The organism is Mucilaginibacter phenanthrenivorans, from assembly GCF_024721155.1.
GTDB lineage: Bacteria > Bacteroidota > Bacteroidia > Sphingobacteriales > Sphingobacteriaceae > Mucilaginibacter > Mucilaginibacter phenanthrenivorans.
In genome coordinates this window covers 1-22,183 of the sequence record NZ_JAHVAP010000011.1, presented here as the reverse complement: position 1 = coordinate 22,183, position 22,183 = coordinate 1, and the positions used below count along the sequence as shown (strand labels likewise).

Annotated in this window: 12 protein-coding genes; 11 read left to right on the top strand and 1 reads right to left on the bottom strand. The window is 43.6% G+C overall.

Annotation, left to right across the window (positions count from 1 at the left end; genetic code table 11):
- Nucleotides 1–20 precede the first annotated feature (20 nt).
- The 11 genes from KXD93_RS23565 (at nucleotide 21) to KXD93_RS23515 (ending at nucleotide 21,372) form a co-directional block, all read left to right on the top strand.
- Nucleotides 21–3,386, top strand: coding sequence for a VCBS repeat-containing protein (locus tag KXD93_RS23565; RefSeq protein ID WP_258139844.1), 3,366 nt, complete (start codon nucleotides 21–23; stop codon nucleotides 3,384–3,386).
- Between the two features lie 5 nt (nucleotides 3,387–3,391).
- Nucleotides 3,392–4,717 carry a vanadium-dependent haloperoxidase gene (locus tag KXD93_RS23560; RefSeq protein WP_258139842.1) on the top strand — a complete coding sequence of 442 codons (1,326 nt, stop codon included), beginning with the start codon at nucleotides 3,392–3,394 and terminating at the stop codon, nucleotides 4,715–4,717.
- Complete coding sequence (locus tag KXD93_RS23555; protein ID WP_258139841.1) at nucleotides 4,717–6,321, top strand: FG-GAP repeat domain-containing protein; 1,605 nt, start codon at nucleotides 4,717–4,719, stop codon at nucleotides 6,319–6,321. Before KXD93_RS23560 ends, KXD93_RS23555 begins: the two co-directional genes overlap by 1 nt.
- A 32-nt stretch (nucleotides 6,322–6,353) precedes the next feature.
- On the top strand, nucleotides 6,354–7,268 hold the full coding sequence (locus KXD93_RS23550) for a glycoside hydrolase family 16 protein (RefSeq protein WP_258139840.1): 915 nt from the start codon (nucleotides 6,354–6,356) through the stop codon (nucleotides 7,266–7,268).
- A gap of 991 nt (nucleotides 7,269–8,259) precedes the next feature.
- The gene (locus KXD93_RS23545; RefSeq protein WP_258139839.1) at nucleotides 8,260–8,850 is read left to right on the top strand and encodes a sigma-70 family RNA polymerase sigma factor; all 591 of its coding nucleotides are present in this window, start codon (nucleotides 8,260–8,262) and stop codon (nucleotides 8,848–8,850) included.
- A gap of 98 nt (nucleotides 8,851–8,948) precedes the next feature.
- Nucleotides 8,949–10,091, top strand: coding sequence for a FecR family protein (locus KXD93_RS23540; RefSeq protein WP_258139838.1), 1,143 nt, complete (start codon nucleotides 8,949–8,951; stop codon nucleotides 10,089–10,091).
- A gap of 191 nt (nucleotides 10,092–10,282) precedes the next feature.
- Nucleotides 10,283–13,819, top strand: coding sequence for a TonB-dependent receptor (locus KXD93_RS23535; RefSeq protein ID WP_258139837.1), 3,537 nt, complete (start codon nucleotides 10,283–10,285; stop codon nucleotides 13,817–13,819).
- Nucleotides 13,820–13,832: 13 nt separating this feature from the next.
- Nucleotides 13,833–15,761: a RagB/SusD family nutrient uptake outer membrane protein gene (locus tag KXD93_RS23530; RefSeq protein ID WP_258139836.1), complete on the top strand. Its 1,929-nt coding sequence runs from the start codon at nucleotides 13,833–13,835 to the stop codon at nucleotides 15,759–15,761.
- 47 nt (nucleotides 15,762–15,808) lie between these two features.
- Nucleotides 15,809–17,050, top strand: coding sequence for a DUF5000 domain-containing lipoprotein (locus KXD93_RS23525; RefSeq protein WP_258139835.1), 1,242 nt, complete (start codon nucleotides 15,809–15,811; stop codon nucleotides 17,048–17,050).
- 24 nt (nucleotides 17,051–17,074) lie between these two features.
- Nucleotides 17,075–18,310, top strand: coding sequence for a DUF4998 domain-containing protein (locus tag KXD93_RS23520; protein ID WP_258139834.1), 1,236 nt, complete (start codon nucleotides 17,075–17,077; stop codon nucleotides 18,308–18,310).
- Nucleotides 18,311–18,411: 101 nt separating this feature from the next.
- Nucleotides 18,412–21,372, top strand: coding sequence for a discoidin domain-containing protein (locus KXD93_RS23515; RefSeq protein ID WP_258139833.1), 2,961 nt, complete (start codon nucleotides 18,412–18,414; stop codon nucleotides 21,370–21,372).
- Nucleotides 21,373–21,784: 412 nt separating this feature from the next.
- Here KXD93_RS23515 and KXD93_RS23510 read toward each other — a convergent pair.
- On the bottom strand, nucleotides 21,785–22,183 hold a 399-nt coding region (locus KXD93_RS23510), incomplete at its 5' end, for a hypothetical protein (RefSeq protein ID WP_258139832.1).

The window sequence follows — 22,183 nt, the reverse complement described above, 5'->3', positions numbered from 1 at the left end:
TTCCTAATTCAACGTAGTTAATGGGTAAATCTACCAGAAATACCGCTGCCAGTTTATTGGCATCGGTTAATAACAAATTCAACTTTTTAGCGCTTTGTTTGGGTGTGAGCATCGCCTTTTGCGGGTGCAAGTCATCCGGCTCAAAAGGCGAGTCTGCAGACACCTTGTTTAAGTTACTGCCAGCCGAGCAGACCCATATTGATTTTGCCAATACATTAACAGAGGGGTTGAATACCAACGTGCTGATGTATGAATATTTTTATAACGGGGGCGGTGTGGCAATTGGCGACCTGAATGGCGATGGGCTGCAGGACATTTACTTTACCGGTAACATGACCGATAATAAATTGTACCTGAACCAGGGCCACATGAAGTTTAAAGATATTACTGAACCAGCTGGGGTAGCCGGCCGCCCAGGCCCCTGGAAAACAGGAGTAACTATGGCCGATGTTAATGGAGATGGAAAGCTTGATATTTATGTATGTTACTCGGGGAAGCTAAAAGGCGAAAAGCGCATTAATCAACTGTTTATTAACCAGGGGAATGACAGTAATGGTGTTCCGCAATTTAAGGATATGGCCGTTGAGTTTGGGTTAGGATTTCCATCGTTTAGTACACAGGCTTACTTTTTTGATTATGACAGGGACGGCGATCTCGACCTGCTGCTGGTAAACCACAACTGGCAACGTATTAGTAGCCTTGATGACATTTCTGTTAAGGATATGATGAGCAAAACTGATGCCGAATCGGGCGTAAGGTTGTTGCGGAATGACAATGGGCATTTTACGGATATCACTGCGCAGGCAGGTATCGTCAATACCTCTTTATCTTACGGTTTAGCTGCCGGAATTGCCGATATAAACGGGGATGGCTGGCCGGATATTTACGTATCCAATGATTATAACGTGCCCGACAGGTTGTATATTAACAATGGTAAAGGTGGGTTTACAGATCAGCTTCAAAAACAGGTTGGGCATACCTCTTTTTACTCAATGGGCAATGATATTGCCGATATAAATAATGACAGCAGGCCCGATATTTATACGCTGGACATGCTCCCCGAAGATAACAAACGCCAGAAACTGCTATTCGGAGCAGATAATTACGATTCGTTCGACCTGAACCTACGGGTAGGTTTTTATTACCAGTACATGCGCAACATGCTTCATGTAAATAATGGCAATAATTCGTTCAGCGAGATTGGCCAATTGGCTGGCGTTTCCAATACCGACTGGAGCTGGTCGCCGCTATTTGCCGATTATGATAATGATGGCTGGAAGGATCTTTTTGTAAGCAACGGTTACACCCGCGATTATACCAATATGGATTTTTTAAAGTATATGGGTGATAACCTGCGCGACAGAAGAGTAATGCGGCAGGATTTATTAAACATTGTGGATAAAATGCCCTCATCAGAGGTAAAAAGCTATTTCTTTAAGAACAATGGTAACTCAACCTTTACAAATACCAGTGAACAATGGGGAGTTGCCAAATCATCAAACAGTAATGGTGCGGCCTATGCCGACCTGGATAACGACGGCGATTTGGACCTGGTGGTAAACAATATAAACCAGGCGGCTTTTGTTTATGAAAACCAGGCGGTAAAACAAAACAATAACCATTATTTATCCATTAATTTAAAGGGCGACGATGCCAATACACAGGGGATAGGGGCAAAGGTTATTATTTACAAAGGCAATAAAACCCAATACCTGGAGCAAATGCCGACCCGTGGTTTTCAGTCAAGCGTATCTCCTGTACTGCACTTTGGGCTTGGGAAGGATAAGGAACTTGATTCTTTAAGAATTACCTGGCAGCGGGGTAAATCGCAATTAATTCAAAAAGTAAAAGCTGATCAATTGCTTACCTTAAATGAAAAAGACGCAACAGCTGCCAACATCAGCCAAAAACAAATAAAACCCATATTTAAAGAGGTTCAGTCGCCTATAGCGTCAAAGGAAGCGGAAAATACAACCAACGATTTTAAACGGCAGCCATTGATGGTTAACCCCATTTCTTTTTCCGGAGCCATTACTGCAAAAGGCGATGTAAACGGCGATGGACTGGAAGATGTGTACGTTGGTGCACATGACGGGATTGCTGGAATGCTTTACATTCAGCAACAAGGGCTGAAATTTACAGCTAAAGCAACACCAGCTTTTTTAGCCGACAAAAACAGTACAGATGCCGCAGCAATATTTTTTGATGCCAATGGCGATGGCAAGCTTGATCTTTACGTGGCTTCCGGGGGATATGCCGACTATAAACCTGGTGATGCATTGCTGCAGGACCGGCTTTACCTGAATGATGGCAAAGGCAACTTTACCGAAGCAAAAGGTGCGCTGCCAAAAATGCTCAGCAGTAAAAGCTGTGTGAAAATGGCAGATATTAATGGTGACGGATTCCCTGATCTTTTTGTTGGCGGCAGGGTGATCCCGGGCAGATACCCTGAAGCACCGCAAAGTTATATTTTGATCAACGATGGTAAGGGCCATTTTACGGATGAAACAGCAAAATATAACCCGGCAATAAAAAACATAGGCATGGTAACCGATGCCGCCTGGGTTGATATGAATGGCGATAAAAAGCCCGACCTGGTTGTGGTTGGCGAATGGATGCCGATCACCGTTTTTGAAAACGCTAACGGAAAATTGACCGATGCCACGACAAAGTATTTTGATAAAAAGTACGCAGGCTGGTGGAACTGTATCAGCGTAAGCGATATTAATCATGACGGACACCCTGATTTAATTGCAGGTAACCTGGGCTTAAATACACAGTGCCGGGCAAGCGATACCGAACCTGCCGAAATGCTGTATAAGGATTTTGATGATAACGGATCGGTAGACCCGCTCCTGAGCTTTTACATCCAGCATAAAAGCTACCCCTATGTGACCCGGGATGAATTGCTTGACCAGATGAGCATAATGCGACCCCGTTTCCCTGATTATAAAAGCTACGCCGACGCCACGCTTGATAAGATCTTCACACCTGAAGAAATGAAGGATGCAAAGAAGTTAACCGCTAATTACCTGGCAACGGCCTGCTTTATCAGTAATGCACAAGGCAAATTACACCCAATTACATTGCCCTTGCAGGCTCAATACGCCCCGGTATATACCATAACCACACTTGATTATGACCATGATGGCAACGAAGATTTACTGCTTTGTGGTAACATCAACCATGCCCGCATTCGCTTTGGGAAATATGACGCCAATTACGGCGTGCTGCTTAAAGGCGATGGGAAAGGTAATTACAGGTACATCAATCAGCAACAGTCAGGGTTTAATATATGGGGAGATGTGCGAAATGTGCTGCAATTAAATAATGTTTTGCTTTTTAGTTTGGATAAAGGGAAGATGAAAGCATACAAACAAGAATAAAAGCGATGAAAAGAAATTATTTTATAATAATACTGCTGTTCAGCTTAGTTATAGTATTCGGCAGTTGCCGTAAGAAAACAGAACCGAAATTAACCAATGCCGATGTAGGCAAGGTGATCAGCAACATGACTGACGTAATGATCCATGATGTGACCAACCCGCCACTGGCCGCTCGTTTTTTTGCTTACACTTGTTTAGCCGGATACGAGGTTTTAGCTAGAAACGACAAGCAGGTAAAAGGCATGCGTGGCATATTGAATCAATACCCGGTTATAGCTGCCCCCAAAACTTCGGGCTATAATTACCAGTTAAGCACGGTATTGGCCATGTACGAAACCGCCGGGAAGCTGCAGCCATCAGGTAGCCTGGTGAATAAATACGAGGATGCTTTTTTAGATTCGTGCCGGAGGATAGGTTTCAGCGATGAGGTGATTGACAGCTCTAAAAGTTATGCCAAATTTATCAGCAAAAAGATCCTGGCTTATGCCAAAGCTGATGGCTACCGAAAGATCAGCAACTACCCGCGCTACAAACTTAAACACACACCGGGAAGCTGGGATTTAACCCCGCCCGCTTACATGGTGCCCGTTGAGCCTTATTTTAATACCGTACGCACCCTGACGCTGGATTCAGCTTCACAATTTGTTCCTGATCCGCCGATCCCGTTCTCTACCGATAAAAATTCTACCTTTTATAAGTTCCTGCAATTAAGCTATACCAAAAGCGGTAACGGCTTAACGCAGGAAGAAAAGAACATTGCCAACTTTTGGGATTGCAATCCGTTTGCGGTTCAAAATGACGGGCACATGCTGATCGGTTTAAAAAAAATCTCGCCGGGGGCACACTGGATGGGGATAACCGCCATTGCATGTAACCAGGCTAAAGCCAGCTTTTCCAAAACAGTTGAGGTAAATACCGTAGTTGCTATAGGCCTTATGGATTGTTTTATTTGCTGTTGGGAAGATAAATACCGAACAAACCGAATCAGACCGGAAACTGCTATCCGGATGTATATTGACCCGCATTGGAAACCATTATTACAAACTCCGCCCTTCCCTGAATATATCAGCGGGCATTCAGTGGTTTCAACAACATCAGCGGTAATACTTACCCATTATTTTGGCGATAATTTTAAATATACCGATAATGTTGAGATCCATTTCGGAATCCCGCCGAGACATTTCAATTCATTCAACCAGGCTGCAAAAGAAGCTGCTATTTCAAGGTTTTGGGGTGGCATCCACTTTATGGATGCAATTGATAATGGTATTGCACAGGGTATAAAGGTTGGCAACTGGGTAGTAAATAAAGTGAGCGGACCCGGAAAATAATGGATGAAAAACAAAAGAATAATAATAAAACACGGCTCCCAAAATCAGCAATAATTGTAATTGCAGTTTTGATAGTTGCCGCTGTAATTATTTACCTGGTATGGAATTCAGGTGTAACTAACCAAACAGATAACACTGCCGCTACAACGGACTATGCCCCCGCAACGGTTGCTGATGTAACAGCAGGACAAATGCTTTCAAAAAGCTATTGCCAGTCGTGCCACATGTACCCTTCACCTGATCTGCTTAACAGGGGCAAATGGAAAACCCTGTTGCCTCAAATGGGTTTAAGGCTGGGTATAAAAGAACACAGGGGCGAGGATTATACAACTACCATAAAGGATTATACGCCTCCATCAAAACCAGCATTGACCGATAAGCAGTGGCAGAACATTTTAGATTTTTACATGAATACCGCCCCTTTGAAATTGCCAGCCCAGAACAGGCAGGTGCAAATTACAAGGGAGCTGCCGTTTTTTGCCTTTAAAACTCCCGGCGATTCATTTTTAGGTAAGCAGGTTTTAGGGTCGTACGTTAAAATTGATAACTCGGTTAAGCCTGCCCGGATCTTCGTAGCCGATGGACAGTCGCATAAGCTTTTCCTCCTAACTAATAAACTAAAGGTTCTTGATTCCATTAACACAACTGGTCCGGTAGTTGACCTGCTTTTTGATAAAGACAAGATCTGGGTTTGTACCATAGGCAGGGAGCTGGGCGCAAATATTGATAAGTTGGGAACTATAACGGAGTTAAAGATAAGTCCGGCCGGGAAAATGGCCTTAAATACCAAACCAATATTTGATAAGCTGGCGAGGCCCGTACAGGTTCTGGCTGCTGATTTGAATGGAGATAAAAAAACAGACTACCTGATTTGCGAATTTGGTAGTTTAACCGGCGAGTTAAGCTGGATGGAGAACAAAGGGGATGGAACTTTTACCAGGCATATCATCAGCAGTTTACCCGGCGCAATAAAGGCTTATTTCGACTATTCAACCAATAAAACTACCCCAGATATTTGGGTGCTGTTTGCGCAGGGAGAAGAAGGCATTTACCATTACACAAATAATGGTAGCGGCCAGTTTCAGGAAAAACGTATTTTAGAGTTCCCGCCAATTTATGGTTCCTCATTTTTTGAATTGGTTGATGTTAACCATGACGGTTATAAGGATATTGTATACACTTGCGGCGATAATGGCAACGCAACGCTGGTTTTAAAACCATACCACGGCGTATATGTTTTTTTGAATGATAAACACGGCAACTACATCCAAAAATATTTTTATCCCATAAACGGCTGCTACAAAGCCATCGCCCGTGACTTTGACGGCGATGGTAATATTGATATTGCAACCATTAGCCTTTTTACCGATGCCAGGCAAACGGACGAGGGATTTGTGTATTTAAAGAACCTGGGCGGTTTGAATTTTAAGCCCTATGCCTTGCCGCAGGACACCCGGTTTGAACGGGCCGTTACTATGGATGCAGGGAATTTGAACGGCGACGGAAAGCCTGACCTGGTAATTGGAAATGCCTATTTTGATTTTGGCCCATTTGGTTATAATATTAAGGAATCACTTTTTTTTATCTTAAAAAACAAGCAATAATCCTTTGATCGTGATTGCTAAAATTATTCACTATGAAAACTATAGTATCATTTATATGCCCTTTGATCGTCATGCTAAATGTGAATTTTTCCCGGGTTTTTTCGTCCGGGAACCCGATTGCGGACTTAGCAAAAAAGCATCGAACTCCGGTTAAAGTTTCATCAATAAAACAGGCCGACGATTATAAGTTGGTTTGGGCCGATGAGTTCAATACAGATGGCCCGGTAAATAGTGAATACTGGGGTTATGAAAAGGGTTTTGTGCGAAATGAAGAGAATCAATGGTATCAGCCTGAAAACGCTTTTTGTAAAAATGGCTATTTAATAATCGAAGCTAAAAAGACCCACTTGCCTAATCCAATTTATGATAGTAGCAGCCGGAACTGGGCAAGGAAAAGGCAATTTATCGATTATACATCCTCAGCTATAGAAACAGCAGGTAAAAAGAGCTGGAAATATGGCCGTTTTGTTATGCGCGGCAGGATAAATACTGAAATGGGGTTATGGCCCGCGTTTTGGACGCTCGGCGAAAAAGGGAACTGGCCTTCAAACGGGGAAATAGATGTTATGGAATTTTACAGGCACAACCTGCTTGCAAACATTGCCGTAGGGACTGCTACACCAAATCATGCTTTATGGTATAGCACCAAAAGGTTGGTTACAGATTTTAAGGATAAAAACTGGGCTAAAAAGTTTCATGTATGGCGCATGGATTGGGATGAGGATTCAATAGCGTTATTTGTTGATGATATTTTACTGAATAAGGTAGAAATGAAACAATTATATAACCGCGATAATTCCGGCATCAATCCTTTTAAGCAGCCACATTTTATTCTGTTGAATCTGGCCATAGGCGGCCTAAACGGGGGAGATCCTTCAGCTACGGCATTCCCAAGCAGGTTTGAGGTGGATTATGTGAGGGTATATCAAAAAGCGGCCAGCTTATGATTTTCTAAATATGATTTCGGTGTTTGTTAACTTGCGTTTGTGGGAATATTTTGCGGATTTCTGGAAGTCCTATTTTAGTTTATGCGGCAAAGGTCGCATAGCTAAACAGATTCCAAAAGTGGTTTTTAAGCTGGGACTTAAAATATTTTAACGTATAATTTGGAATGAAGTGAAAGAATATGAAAAATCGGGTAATCCAAGTTAGATTTTCGGGTGAGGCGCAGAGTGGCTTTCAATGTATTACCAAAGCGATGGATGGTGGAATGAATTTTTTCATGGATTGACACCAACAGGTGTAATTATAAATCAATCTGTACAAAAAGTGGTGAATATTTCGGTGATAAAAAATGAAACCGGTATAACATATTGAATATTAAAAGGGGGTAAAAGCTAAACAAATCCCTGCCTCTTCACCAGTTATATTAGAGCGCCGGCACTCTAAGTCTTTTACGATTAAGCGAAGATGCTGACCTGGCTGGGATAACGGGGGCTGAAAGTGTTGATCCACCATTGTCTGGGCGCATTTTACCTACAGTATCAAAATTACCGATCATCAAAATGATGAACCAATGGGGAGAACATAACCGCATACCCCTGGAAACGGTGATTAAGGCAAGAAGCGAAAACCGGGGCGTTTAACAAATCCGGGTCAGGTCCCTGCACTGAAAATAAATTGCATATTTCAGAATTATAGAAATGGAATAGAGGTCTTTAAGACTTTATACATTCCTGATTTCAAATAGTATAATTCTTTTCGCTCATAATTATAAGATAAAAATAAATTGCATATTTGTATTATCAATGATCTTGCTTGAAGGCGAACCTGCTATTTTTCAAGACACTAACCAATTAAAATGACAGCATGAGAGAAATTTTACTAACTGGTGTTTCTTTACGCTTTAAAGTTTGTATAGCAGATTTCGTTTGCGGATTTTGTTTGGCAGCGGGTGTGATCCGTCAATCTACCCCTTCTCTAAACTGAATAATATAGATGTCGAGGATCAGCAGCTATACCGATCAGGAACTTACTGATTTGATCAGGCTTAACGATCATTCAGCTTTTACCGAAATCTATGAAAGGTATTGGAAGAAAATGCTTTTGATAGCATGGAACCATAGTAATGATAAAACTGCATCGCAAGATCTTGTACACGAAGTTTTCATGTCGCTTTGGGAGCGACGCCATACACTGGAGGTTTTAAATCTGCCGGCATTCCTCGCAACCTCGGTTAAATTCAGTATTTATAAATATTGCCAGCGTGAAGGAAGGAGAGCACAGCTTGCCAAACAGAATTATGAATTTAACGAATCCATTAACGATGAGGAAAAGCTCGATGCACTTTTTTTAAGTGAGTATATCAATGGTATTGTTGAAGAAATGCCTGAACGATGCCGACTTGTATTTCGTTGTAGCCGTGATTTGGGTATGAAGAATGCCGAAATAGCCAGCAAGATTAATATTACCCCAAAAGCGGTTGAGGCCAATCTCACCAGGGCTTTAAAAATTATCCGCGGAGAACTTAAAAATTACCTGTGGACAATATTAATGACCATTCATGTCCTGTTTTCTTTTTTTAAATAGGATCCTTTTCCCCCCTTTTATTTTTTCATAAATATTTTCAGGTCCATGTAGGGTATCGGCTTTGTTACGGTACACACCTATATTAACCAAATAACCAATTGGACCAGGAACATATTTACACTTTAATAAAAAAGTACAGGGATAATTCTGCTTCGGAAGCTGAGAAGGCCGAATTGCTGAACTGGTATCGCCAAAAAGCTTACCAGGATGCTGATTTTCCCGGCGACGAAGAAGCTGTTGGCGAGTTTATGCGGTTACGGCTTCAAAAGCAAATAAAACCAACCCGCAAAATTATGCCTGTCATCCGGTGGGTGGCTGCGGCATCGGTACTATTGATTGCCGGTGTCTCCTGGCTGCTGATTTTCCATAGTCAGCGAGCCTCAGTAAACAACAGTGCTTCTATTCAAAAAGATGATATCGCGCCCGGCGGTAACAAGGCCATATTAACATTGGCTAATGGATCAAAAATATCATTGACTGATGCAGGCAACGGAAAAATCGCCAAACAAAATGGCATCCAGATAACTAAGGCCGCGAACGGACAATTGGTTTACACTATAAATAAAGTGGCTGACCCTGCTGTTGAAGGACCAGCTGTCCCTGCCTTTAATATCATTGAAACGCCTAAGGGTGGCCAATACCAGGTTGTCCTTCCCGATGGTTCAAAAGTGTGGCTCAATGCACTTTCGTCACTTAAATTCCCTGTAAACTTCAGCTTGTTAAAGGAGCGCCGTGTGGAACTGACCGGAGAGGCCTATTTTGAAGTTGTCCATGATCAATCGGTACCCTTCAGGGTTGTAACTGAAAGAGAAGTAGTGGAAGATATAGGGACACACTTTGATGTAAACGCGTATAACGACGAAGGAAGCACGAAAACTACCTTATTGCAGGGCCTTGTCCGGGTAACTGCCGGTGGTAAATCCGCCCAGTTGACTCCGGGTCAGCAGGCCAGGCTGGCAAAAGGCATCGAAGTGACAGAGGTTAATACCGAAGAAGTAATAGCTTGGAAGAAGGGCTATTTTAATTTCGATGACGAAAAGCTCGGCAATATAATGAAGAGTGTTTCACGATGGTATGACGTTAATGTTGATTTCCAGGATGAAGGCATAAAGAATGAAACGTTTGGTGCGGTAACCACCCGTTTCGCTAATATTTCAACATTACTTAGAATGATGGAGCAAACCGGCGACGTGAAATTCAGTATCGACGGCAATACCATTAAGATCAGTAGAAAAAAATAACCATACCCTAATTTTAAACCAATAATTAAACCAAAAAATCATGAGAGAAAAAGAAAGTCCATCCTAAAAATGCGAAACAAGGAGGTTTAATAAAGCAGAACAGGAACACTTGCGATGTTCCTGCTCAAAAGGCTTTATTTAAATCTTAATGCAATTGTCATAACATTTCTTACTTAAAACAGCCTTAACAAATGTATAAAATTTTTACTACAAACATTTGTATGCCTTCGGGCTACGCCAAGAAATTCCTGCTCACCATGAAGATTACCACGATAATGCTATTTCTTGCTTTTATGCAGGCAAGCGCATCGGTCTTTTCTCAAAAAGTCACTTTAAAGGAAAATAATATTTCCCTAAAGCAGGTGTTCAATGAATTCAATAAACAAACCGGGTACAATGTATTTTGGTCGCCCAAAAGCATAAAAAACAAGCATAAGCTGAATGTAAACTTCGATCAAACACCCATCGAGGAAGCATTAAATATTTGTTTAAAAGATCAGCAGCTTACCTATACTATTGATGGTAAGTCAATAATTATTAAAGATGAGTTGGCAGCGGCACCGGTAGTCACTGACCCATTTTTTGAGGTGATAACCATTACGGGTACTGTTAGAAACCAAAAAGGTGAAATACTTACGGGAGCTAATATTTCCGTTACCGGCAATTCAAAGGTGGGAACGATTACCGATAATAACGGTAAATTTATTTTAGATGTGAAAACTGGCGCCGTCATCAGGATCTCGATGGTTGGCTTTGTAACACAAACATTTACCGTAAGCCCGGACAATAAGCTTTTTAACGTAGTGCTTGCCGATGATGTGCAACAGGCGGAGGAAGTTGTGGTTACCGCTTATGGTAAAAAGGAGCGAAAGGAGGCCATTGTTGGTTCTGTAACAACCATAAAGCCTGAGGAATTGAAAATTCCGGCCAGTAACTTGACAACCGCCCTGGCGGGGCAGGCCGCGGGTATTATCGCCTTCCAGGGTACCGGTCAACCGGGGCAGGACAATGCACAATTCTTTATAAGAGGAGTAACCACGTTCGGTTACAAGGTCGATCCGCTGATCCTGATAGATAATATTGAATTGTCAACAAACGATCTGGCCCGGTTACAAGTCGACGATATTGCCAGCTTCTCCATCTTAAAGGACGCAAGCGCGACTGCATTATATGGTGCCCGCGGTGCAAATGGTGTTATTCTGGTTAGCACCAAGGAGGGCAAGGTTGGAAAACCGCAAATCAACTTCAGGCTGGAGAATTCGATCTCTCAAAATACGCAGTCGCTGCAGATTGCCGATCCCATAACGTACATGAACCTGTATAATGAGGCTTCGCTTACGCGCGACCCGACGCAGCCAATTCCCTTTAACCAGGATAAGATCAACAATACCATTAACACCATAAACAAAGGGCCTGGGTATAACCAATATGTTTACCCTGCAGTTGACTGGTTGAAGCTGTTGCTAAAGGATCGCACATCTACTCAGCGGGCGAACATGAGTGTAAGCGGCGGTACGCCATTCGCACGCTATTATGTTGGCGGTTCGTATAACTTGGACCATGGTAACCTGGTTGATGATCCGAACAGCAACAATAGCGACAATGTTAAATTTAAAAACTACCAGCTGCGCTCAAACATCAACCTGAACCTCAGCAAAACTACAGAAGTAATCCTCAGGTTCTCCGGCAACTTTAGTGAATATTCCGGCCCTTTGACTGCTGATGGTTCATTCAGTTCGGACGTGTACAAAATAGCCTTGCATACCAGCCCGGTTTTGTTCCCCGCGTTTTTTCCTGCGGATTCAGCCAATAGGGGTGTCCAGCATATCTTGTTCGGCGCGCCTGCTGCTAATAACAGCAGCGGCCTGTCATACCAGGACTCAAACAACCCATATGCCCTGTTAACCCGGGGCCATAAAACGTCGTCGGAATCAAGGATGCTGACACAGTTAGAGTTGAATCAGAAATTGGATTTTCTTACCAATGGGCTTGCCTTTCACGGCATTTTCAGTACAAACCGCTATTCGTATTTCGATGCCAATTTAGCTTATAAGCCTTTTTACTACAACATAGGCAGCTACAACAAAGTCAACAATACCTATTCACTAACCTGGCTAAACCAAACGCCTGGAGACGCTATTGAGTATTTGCAATATTTTCCGGGTACGCCAACCATCAGCAACCAGATCTACCTGCAGGGCAATTTAGATTACAGCAAGCGGATAAACAATCATAATATTTCGGCGACTATGATTTTTACGCAGCAACAAACAGTGTATTCAAATGCGGTTAACCCGGCAACTAATCAGCCTGACCTGCAATATGCGCTTCCGCACCGTAACCTTGGTTTGGCAGGAAGGGCAGCGTATGATTTCAAGGCCAAATACTTCTTCGAATTTAACTTCGGATACAATGGGTCTGAACGCTTCTCTTCTAATAACCGTTATGGCTTCTTTCCCACTGTTGGTGCAGGATGGCTGGTATCTGAAGAGAAGTTCTTTCAGCCGCTTACCAACTTTTTCCAACGGGTAAAATTAAGGGCCAGCTATGGCCTGGTAGGTAATGATGCAATAAGTGACAGACGCTTCTTTTATGCGTCAAACGTAAATCTCGACGGCGGCGCCTATGCAAGCTTCGGAACAAATGGTGGCTATGCCAGCAACGGTGTAAGTATCCAAAACTATCCGGATCCAAACGTAACATGGGAGACCTCAAAACAGGCGAACCTGGCTTTGGAAATTACCATGCTGAAAACGCTGAATATCACCGCTGAGTTTTACAATTATAACCGGTATAATATCCTTCAGCAACGATCTTACATCCCAACCACATCGGGTCTCGAAGCACCTATCTACGCAAATTTAGGTAAGGCCAATTCAAAGGGTATTGATCTTTCAATGGATTATAAGCAGATCGTTAATAAGGACCTGATGATCTCGGGCCGTGCAAACTTTACGCTGGCGGTAGATAAATACACCTATTATGAAGAGCCTAACTATGCCGAGCCGTGGAGACATTTTGTGGGGCAGCCCATTCGCGAAGGCTACGGTTATATTGCCGAGCGTTTGTTTGTTGACGATGCCGAAGCGCAAAGCTCACCTACGCAGATCTTTTCGACCACAGGCAAAGCGCCAAAAGGTGGGGATATTAAATACCGCGACTTAAACGGGGACGGCATTATTGACAACCGTGACCAAACCTTTTTGGGCTATCCGCAGGTGCCGGAAATAGTTTATGGCTATGGCGTATCGGCACAATACAAAAACTTCGATCTGTCGGCATTTTTCCAGGGACAGGCCAGGGTATCGTTCTTTATCGACCCTAATAAGGTTAGCCCGTTCGTACAAAGCACTGAGGCATATGTTTATGGGAATACACAGTTGTTACAGCAATTTGCAGATAGCCATTGGTCAGAAGAGAACCAGAACCTGTACGCAACATACCCTCGCCTGGGCGTAAACCGGGCAGATATCGAAAACAATCTGCAGGCGAGCACCTGGTGGCTGCGCAGCGGCGCCTTCATGCGACTTAAATCGGTTGAGTTTGGATATTCATTGCCTAAGGCGGTATCAAAAACATTAGGCATCAGAAACCTGCGCCTGTATGTCAACGGGTTGAATTTAATTACCTGGAGTTCCTTTAAGCTTTGGGATCCCGAACTGGGAGGCAACGGGTTTGCCTATCCTATTCAAAAAGTATACAATATTGGTTTAAACGCTAATTTATAAAAAGATGACGAGGATGAAATTACAATATAAACACTTCTGCTTAATTATCGTGCTGATAGTAAGCGGGATCTCCTGCAAAAAATACCTTGATGTTGTTCCGCCTGACGTTGGCACACTCGATTATGCGTTCAGAAGCCGCAATGAAGCTCAAACTTACCTGTTTACCTGCTATTCTGATTTGCAGCAGCTCAATGATTTGAACAGGAGCCCGGGTTTTACAACCTCTTCAGAGCTGATCTTCCCGCTGAATCTGACCAGCAATCCGTTCGATGTTACGGGATTCAGCTTAATAACAGGTACACAAAGCAGCGGTAACCCCGGTTTAAATTATTGGGATGGCTCGGGCAATGGAATTGCCATGTTTCAGGCCATAAGGCGGTGTAACACCATGCTGGAAAATATTGATAAGCCACTTGATCTTACTGCTCCGGAAAAGAAAAGATGGATAGCAGAGACTAAATTTTTGAAGGCCTATTATAACTATTATTTGTTGAGGCTATACGGCCCGATACCAATCATTGACGTGAACCTGCCGGTGGAGGCATCAACGTCAGCCGTTAAGGTAAAACGTGCACCCGTTGACGATGTGGTAAAATACATAACAGGCTTACTGGATGCAGCGATCCCTGACCTTCCGGTTACCATTGACAACCCTGCTAAGGAGTTAGGAAGGATAACCCAACCTGCTGCAATGGCCATCAAGGCCGAAGTTTTAATGACGGCGGCCAGCCCATTGTTCAATGGTAATCCTGACTATGCAAATTTTAAGGATAAGAGTGGTGTCGCTTTGTTTCCAACTAAATTTGATGCCACAAAATGGCAGGCAGCCGCTACTGCATGTAAAGCGGCCATAGATGCCTGCGAGGCTGCAAATTTGAAGGTAAATACAGATTTTACCCCTGCGGGCAATGTGAGCAACCTCCCGGATTCGTTAAGGCTGGTGCTTACATTTCAGAATGCACTTACTCAAAAATGGGATTCAAACCTCGAACTGATCTGGGCGCTGAACAACATCTGGCACGGCCAGGAATATTGCATTCCGCGCATGACGGACAAGGCTAACCAGAATGACGGGCAGAACCCAGGGTATTATGCTGTCCCGATTTCTACTACTGAATTATTTTATACCCACAACGGCGTTCCGATAGACGAAGACAACACGTGGGATTATGCCAACCGCAACCAACTGCGTATAGGTGATGCCGCAAATTACTGGTATATAAAACAAGGCTATACAACGGTTAAAGCAAATTTTGACAGAGAGCCACGGTTTTATGGAAGCCTTGGTTTTGATGGCGGCATCTGGTTCGGCAACGGGCGCGATAATGCAAAAGACCCGTCAAATCCATTGCATGATGTAGAGGCACGGGGCGTTTTCTCTATCTCGGGCCCAAAATCAATCCAAAAAACAAACATAACCGGTTATTGGCCCAAGAAGCTGGCAAATTACCAAACCGTTTATGACGATGGTTTTTCGTGGGTGGATTTTTCAATGCCTGTGATGCGGATGGCTGGCTTATACCTGCTTTATGCTGAAGCTTTGAATGAAGTGAGCGGCCCCGGAGCAGAGGCCTACCAATATATTGACAAGGTTAGGGCACGCGCCGGGCTCGGTGGTGTGCTGAGCTCCTGGGCAACCTATTCAAAAAATCCGTCGAAGCCAACTACACAGGACGGCTTGCGGGCTATAATTCACCAGGAACGAAGGATAGAGTTGTGTTTTGAAGGACAAAGTGGGTGGGACCTGCATCGCTGGAAGGAGCTGCAATCCGTGTTGAGTGTTCCTTTAAAAGGCTGGAGCATTTACGAGGAACAGGCTGTGAATTATTACAGGCCGGTTAATATCGAGATCCCGGTTTTCCAGACCAGGGATTACCTGTGGCCTATATCGACCAACTCACTGGTAGTTAATGATAACCTGGTGCAGAATCCGTTTTGGTAGGCGATATAACCTGAGTGAGATTATTTAAACATTTAAATTAAGAAATTATGAAATACTGTGTTAACAGGCATATCCAGTCTTTGATTTGTGTATTGCTTATTTCAATAGCCTTTTTAGCATCTTGCCAAAAAGACGATAAATACAGACAGCCGGAATCTACAGATAAAACAAAACCGGGCATTGTGACGGATGTTAAGGTGAAGAATTTTAATGGAGGCGCTATCCTTACCTATACATTGCCAACCACCGAAAATCTTCTGTATGTGGTGGCTGATTATAAAATAAACGATAAAGTTTCGCGCGAAACCAAATCGAGCTATTTTTTAGACACCATAAGGGTAGAAGGCTTTTCAAAAAGCCAGGATTATACAATAACGCTTCATGCAGTAACAAGGGCCAATGTTGCATCAGATCCTGTTACCATTACCGTTCACCCCGATACGCCATACTATCAGCTGATCAGAAAATCATTGCTGCTTGCTCCGGACTTTGGCGGAATAAATATCATGGCCTTAAACCCGGGCAAAAGGGCGGTAGCGGTTAATATGGTGGCGATCGATCCAGCTAACGGCAAATTCGAGATCCAGGATCAGCATTATTCAAGTACCGATACCATTGACTATTCCGTAAGAGGCTACACGGCAAACCCCACAAAATTTGGTGTTTATGTTTCGGATCAGTTTGGAAACGTTTCGGATACTTCGATCATAACGTTAACCCCGCTTTTTGAAGAAATGCTCCCTAAAAGCAAGTTCTTTACCTATCAAACCAATAGTGATGCTGCCATAGGTTATGGATGGGAACTCCCCAATTTATGGAACGGTTTAACGGACGAAAGCGGTGGCTCCATTGGCTGGCACACCACTGCGCCGCCTAATAAATTGCTGCAATGCACCTTTGGTATAGGCGCAACTTACAAATTAAGTCATTTTGTAATGTGGGGGAGGCCGAGTGCATCATATGGGTATGGAAACCCGCGCGACTTTACCATTTGGGGCTCCACGAAGGATAATCCGGCAGATGCCGTGACCCCTGGCGGAACAGCGGTCGGTACGGTAGTTGGCGATTGGGTGGTTTTGGGTAATTATCATTTTCCCAATCCTCCGTCCGGATTACTTCCCGGTCAAACCAATGCAGCCGATGCCGCCTTTATTGATGCAGGGGTGAGCTTTGATGTGCCGTTTATAAGCCCTGCTGTAAAATACATCCGTTTAGATGTGAAGGACACCTGGGGCGGTGTTTATTATACCCACTTAATGGAGTTATCGTTTTACGGAAGTCCGCAATAAATCTTTAAAATAAGACCTTAAAAAATGAAAGCTATTTTTAAAAATATACTGTGGTTGCTGCTGTTAACAGTCACCATATTAAGCTGCTCGAAGAAGGACGTAAATTACAAGTCGCTAATTAAAGGCGGCGAAATTTATTATCCGGGGGTTATCAGTAATCAAAATTACCGGGGCGGAGATTTGCGCGCCATGTTGGTTTGGAACCCGAGCCCCGATCCTAACATCACGAAGTATAAGATATACTGGAACAATAAGCAGGATTCAATTATTGTTGATGCGGCCACTCACGTAGCTAAGGATACAGTTAAGGTTATAATTCCAAACTTGACAGAGGGTACTTATTTCTTTAACGTGTATTCTATTGATAATCAAGGTCACATATCTATTCCCTTGAATATAAACAGTGTCAGGGTATTTGGGGCGAAATATCAAAGCGGCATTTTTAACAGGGGCTATAATGCTGATACGCCGTACATCACTAACCTGGCCACCGGGGCGGTGCAGTTAAAGTTTAATAAAGTTGATACCGGTACCATCAATACAAAAACTGTTATTAAATATTTTGATAATACAACCGGTGTGCAAAATACATTAATACTTCGGCCTGACAGCACTACCATCACGCTGAATAACTTTAAGTTTGGTACCGATGTAACTTATCAATCCAGCTATTTGCCTATGCGTGGCGCCATTGATACTTTTACCGTGGCCGCTCCGAGTACTTATCCACACATAAAAAGGATCGGTGACCTGACCGCATTTTACATCAAAAACCCCGGCAATCCGTTTTACCGCAGCGACAGTAACCCCGGCAAATGGGGGCTGCTTAAAGACTGGCAGTACAATGCTAATGTGCTGAACCAGGATGGCGGGATTCATGGCGGGTTCTCGACTGATAACGGCGGCTGCGTCCATTTCGAGGCTCGTGATTACAGCGGAGACGGTGTAAACAATGGGAAGGTTTACCAAACATTTACCTTGCCGGCCGGCACTTATGCTATTGATGTTACCACAGCCGGTTATGGCGGCAATATTAATGCCAATGAGGTGGTTTCCGTAGGGAATACCGTTCCGGATATAGACCAGATAAATTCAGGCAATACGATTGCCTGGTTCCATGGCGATCAAAACAGCATTGGCGGCACACATACGCTCAACTTTACCCTTATACAAACTACAACGGTTACCTATGGCTGGGTAGTAAGTACAACAAGTTACACTTATTTACAATTTACTCGTGTAGCCTTAAGAAGCTTGTAATACCCTCCCGATCAAATACCCTCCCGCTGCGCTATAAATACGGTGCAGCGGGGCGGTTTTGTTTATTATCCACATGTACATTCCCTTATTTATTTCTGCAAATGCTTATTCGATACTCATTAAATTTAAAAACCCTGGTTATTGCCGCTATTTCAGTAGCCTTTTACACCGAATGTTTTTCTCAACCTGGAATAGTCTCTCTTAATAGCTCGTCAAATCAACAATGGAAGGTAAGGCCACAGGCAGAAGCTGGAGACGGTTCCAAAATTAATACTGCCGGCTACGATACGAAGGATTGGGTACAGGCCATAGTGCCAGGCACCGTATTTTCATCATACGTAGCAGCAGGCCTGGAGAAGGATCCCAATTTTGGCGATAACATTTATAAGGTCGATAAGGCTAAATATGACCGCAATTTCTGGTACCGCACGGAATTTAATGTCCCGGCAGATTTCTCAAAAGGGAAGATCTGGTTAAACTTCAGGGGGGTAAACCGTAAGGCTGATATTTACCTGAATGGAATAATGCTCGGGACGCTTGATGGCTTTATGCAGCGAGGGCAGTTTGATGTCAGCGCCATTGCGGGCCGCAAAGATAAAAATGTGCTGGTAGCTTTGGTTTATCTGCCTAAGCAACCTTTGGCGAACGTTGGCAGCCCTAACTATGTGTCAAGCGCTGGTTGGGACTGGATGCCTTATGTGCCCGGCCTTAATTCGGGTATTACCGACAATGTTTACCTGAGCAACACTGGTGACGTTACGATAAAAGATCCATGGATACAGTCGAAGCTGCCGAATAATGCCCGCGCCGACCTTTCGGTTTCAATGCAGGTTAACAATAGTGCTACAAGCCCACAAACAGCAATTGTTAAGGGATTAATCACTCCTGGAAATATTGAATTTTCGAAAAAGATCTATATTGATGCAAACGGATCGACGATAGTTAAGCTGGATAAGGGGGATTTTGAGCAACTGGTGATCAATAACCCCAAACTTTGGTGGCCAAATGGCTATGGCGAGCCTAGCCTGTACAATTGCAGGCTTAGCCTGGCAGTTGGCAATGAGGTCTCGGATGTGCATGATATTAAGTTCGGGATTAAAAGATACAGCTATGACACTATCGGGCACGTGTTACATTTGGCCATAAACGGGGTTAAGGTATTTATAAAAGGTGGTGACTGGGGGATGTCGGAATATCTGCTGCGCTGCCGCGGGGCTGAATATGATACCCGTGTGAGGTTGCATAAGGAGATGAACTTTAATATGATCCGCAACTGGATAGGCTCAACCACCGATGAGGAATTTTATGATGCCTGCGACAAATACGGCATTATGGTTTGGGATGATTTCTGGCTGAATGCCAACGAGAACCTGCCGGCCGATATCAATATTTTTAATGCAAACGCGATCGAAAAAATAAAAAGATTCCGTAATCATGCATCAATAGCGGTTTGGTGCGCTGAAAATGAGGGCTGGCCAATGGCACCGCTAAATAATTGGTTAAAGGAGGACCTGGCGACTTTTGATGGCGGCGACAGGTATTACCAGCCTAACTCGCACGCCGAAAATCTGACCGGCAGCGGCCCCTGGGATGCTAAGGATCCACGGTATTACTTTACGGCTTATCCGACAGGCTCGGGCGGCAACAAAGGCTGGGGTTTGCGTACAGAACTGGGGACGGCCGTATTTGTGAATTTTGAGAGCTTTAAAAAATTTATGCCTAAGGAGAACTGGTGGCCGCGAAATGAGATGTGGGACCAGCATTTTTTTGGTCCGCGGGCGTTTAATGCCGGTCCTGATAGTTATGAGGCAAGCATTACCAATGGATACGGTGCACCAAAGGAAATTGTGGATTTTTGCCGTAAGGCCCAGTTTGTGAGCCTTGAAGCCAACAAGGCTATGTTTGAGGGCTGGCAGGATGCAATGGGCGATGATGCTTCCGGCCTGATGACCTGGATGAGCCAGTCGGCCTATCCATCAATGGTTTGGCAAACCTATGATTATTACTTCGACCTTACGGGCGCATACTTTGGCGTCAAAAAAGCCTGCGAACCCTTACATATTCAATGGAACCCGGTAACTAACGCTGTGAAGGTTATAAACACTACCCGCGCCGATGCAGAAGGGCTGACTGCCAGTGCTGACGTCTATAACCTTGATGGACAGCTGGTGAAGCAATACCGTGCATCAAATATTGTTGACGCCCCCGCGAACAGTGCAGGTGAAGCCTTCAAAATTAATTTCAATCCCTATAAAGCTGATCTCGCCCTAAACAAAAAAGTATATGCCTCTTCGTCTACTAACGGCGATGCCGGGGCAGCTACAGATGGCAACAAAACCACCCGCTGGGCCAGTAGATATAATGATGGTGAATGGATCTATGTTGATTTGGGAAAGGATGAGGTAGTGAATGGGGTAGGGCTTAGCTGGGAAGATGCCTATGCCAAGTCATTCAAGATCCAGGTATCATCGGATGCTAAGAACTGGCACGACGTATACAGCACAACCGATGGGAGGCAAGGCGAACAAAAGATCATGTTCCCCGAAGTTACAGCACGCTATGTCAGGATGCAGGGCGTTGAGCGCGCAACCTATTGGGGATACTCGTTATATAGCTTTGAAGTTTACCAGGGCGATGTACCCAGTGAAGGCTTATCAGCGGTTCACTTCATCAAACTAAAGCTAACGGACAAGGCGGGGAAACTGGTATCCGATAATTTTTACTGGCGTGGCAATAAACGCAAGGATTATACGGCATTGAATACACTGCCTACAGTCGATTTGAAGGTCAGTTATAAAACAGTTAAGGAAAATGGCAGGTGTTTTATTGCTGCCGAAATAACAAACCCTGCATCATCTAAGGCCGTCGCGTTCGGCATCCGGGTGCAGGCTGTACGGGCGTCAAACGGGGAGCAGATCCTGCCGTCAATTACGAATGATAATTATTTCACACTGCTAAAGGGCGAAACCAAAACAGTAAAGATAGATTTTGATGAACGCGTGTTGGGTAATGACCTTGTTAAGGTGATAGCAGATCCCTATAATAACAACATTCAGCAGTAATAATCTATTGTCCAATAAAAATATCGGTTATGCTTACTGCCTGGCGGTATTTGCTATGCCTCCCTTTGTAGACTTTTTATTATCCCAATTAAAACATTCTTAGAAATGAAGAAGTTAGATATCCTAAATTTAATAATCGATACAAGAAAAAAGCCCTCATAAATTGATATGAAGACTTCTACTAAACCTTTGAACAATTATCACACTATTTATAACACAGTGTGATTTTTAAGTGGCCTTACTGTACATATATCGAACCATTTCCTTTCGGATTTGCGTTTAATTGCGGATTTGGACAGATATACTTTTTGGTTCAATTGTTAACTTATATTATATAAACTGTTCGATTTATACGTCGGAGCATTAGTTTGGCGGATAACAATAACCTTTGGCTGTAGTTTTTTATGTTTATTTACTTTGCTGCAATGTGTACCTCAATATGGCCGTTTGGGGTATTACTTGTTTTGATAAAAACTAAGTCTAAAGTAGGCGTCAAAAGCCAGGTACCATCGTTCTCATTTCCAAAAGTGGTCGGCACTTCGAGTATTCTCTGCTGATAATTGGAAACCCGTGAGGCTATATGTACTTCAACATGGCCGCTCGGGGTATTGTTTGTTTTGATAAATACCAAGTCTAAAGTAGGCGTCAAAAGCCAGGTACCGTCGTTCTCATTTCCAAAAGTGGTTGACAGTTCGAGTATTCTCTGCTGATAATTGGAAGCCCTTGATGCTATATGTACTTCAACATGGCCGTTCGGGGTATTGCTTGTTTTGATAAAAGCCAAGTCTAAAGTTGGCGTAAAAAGCCAGGT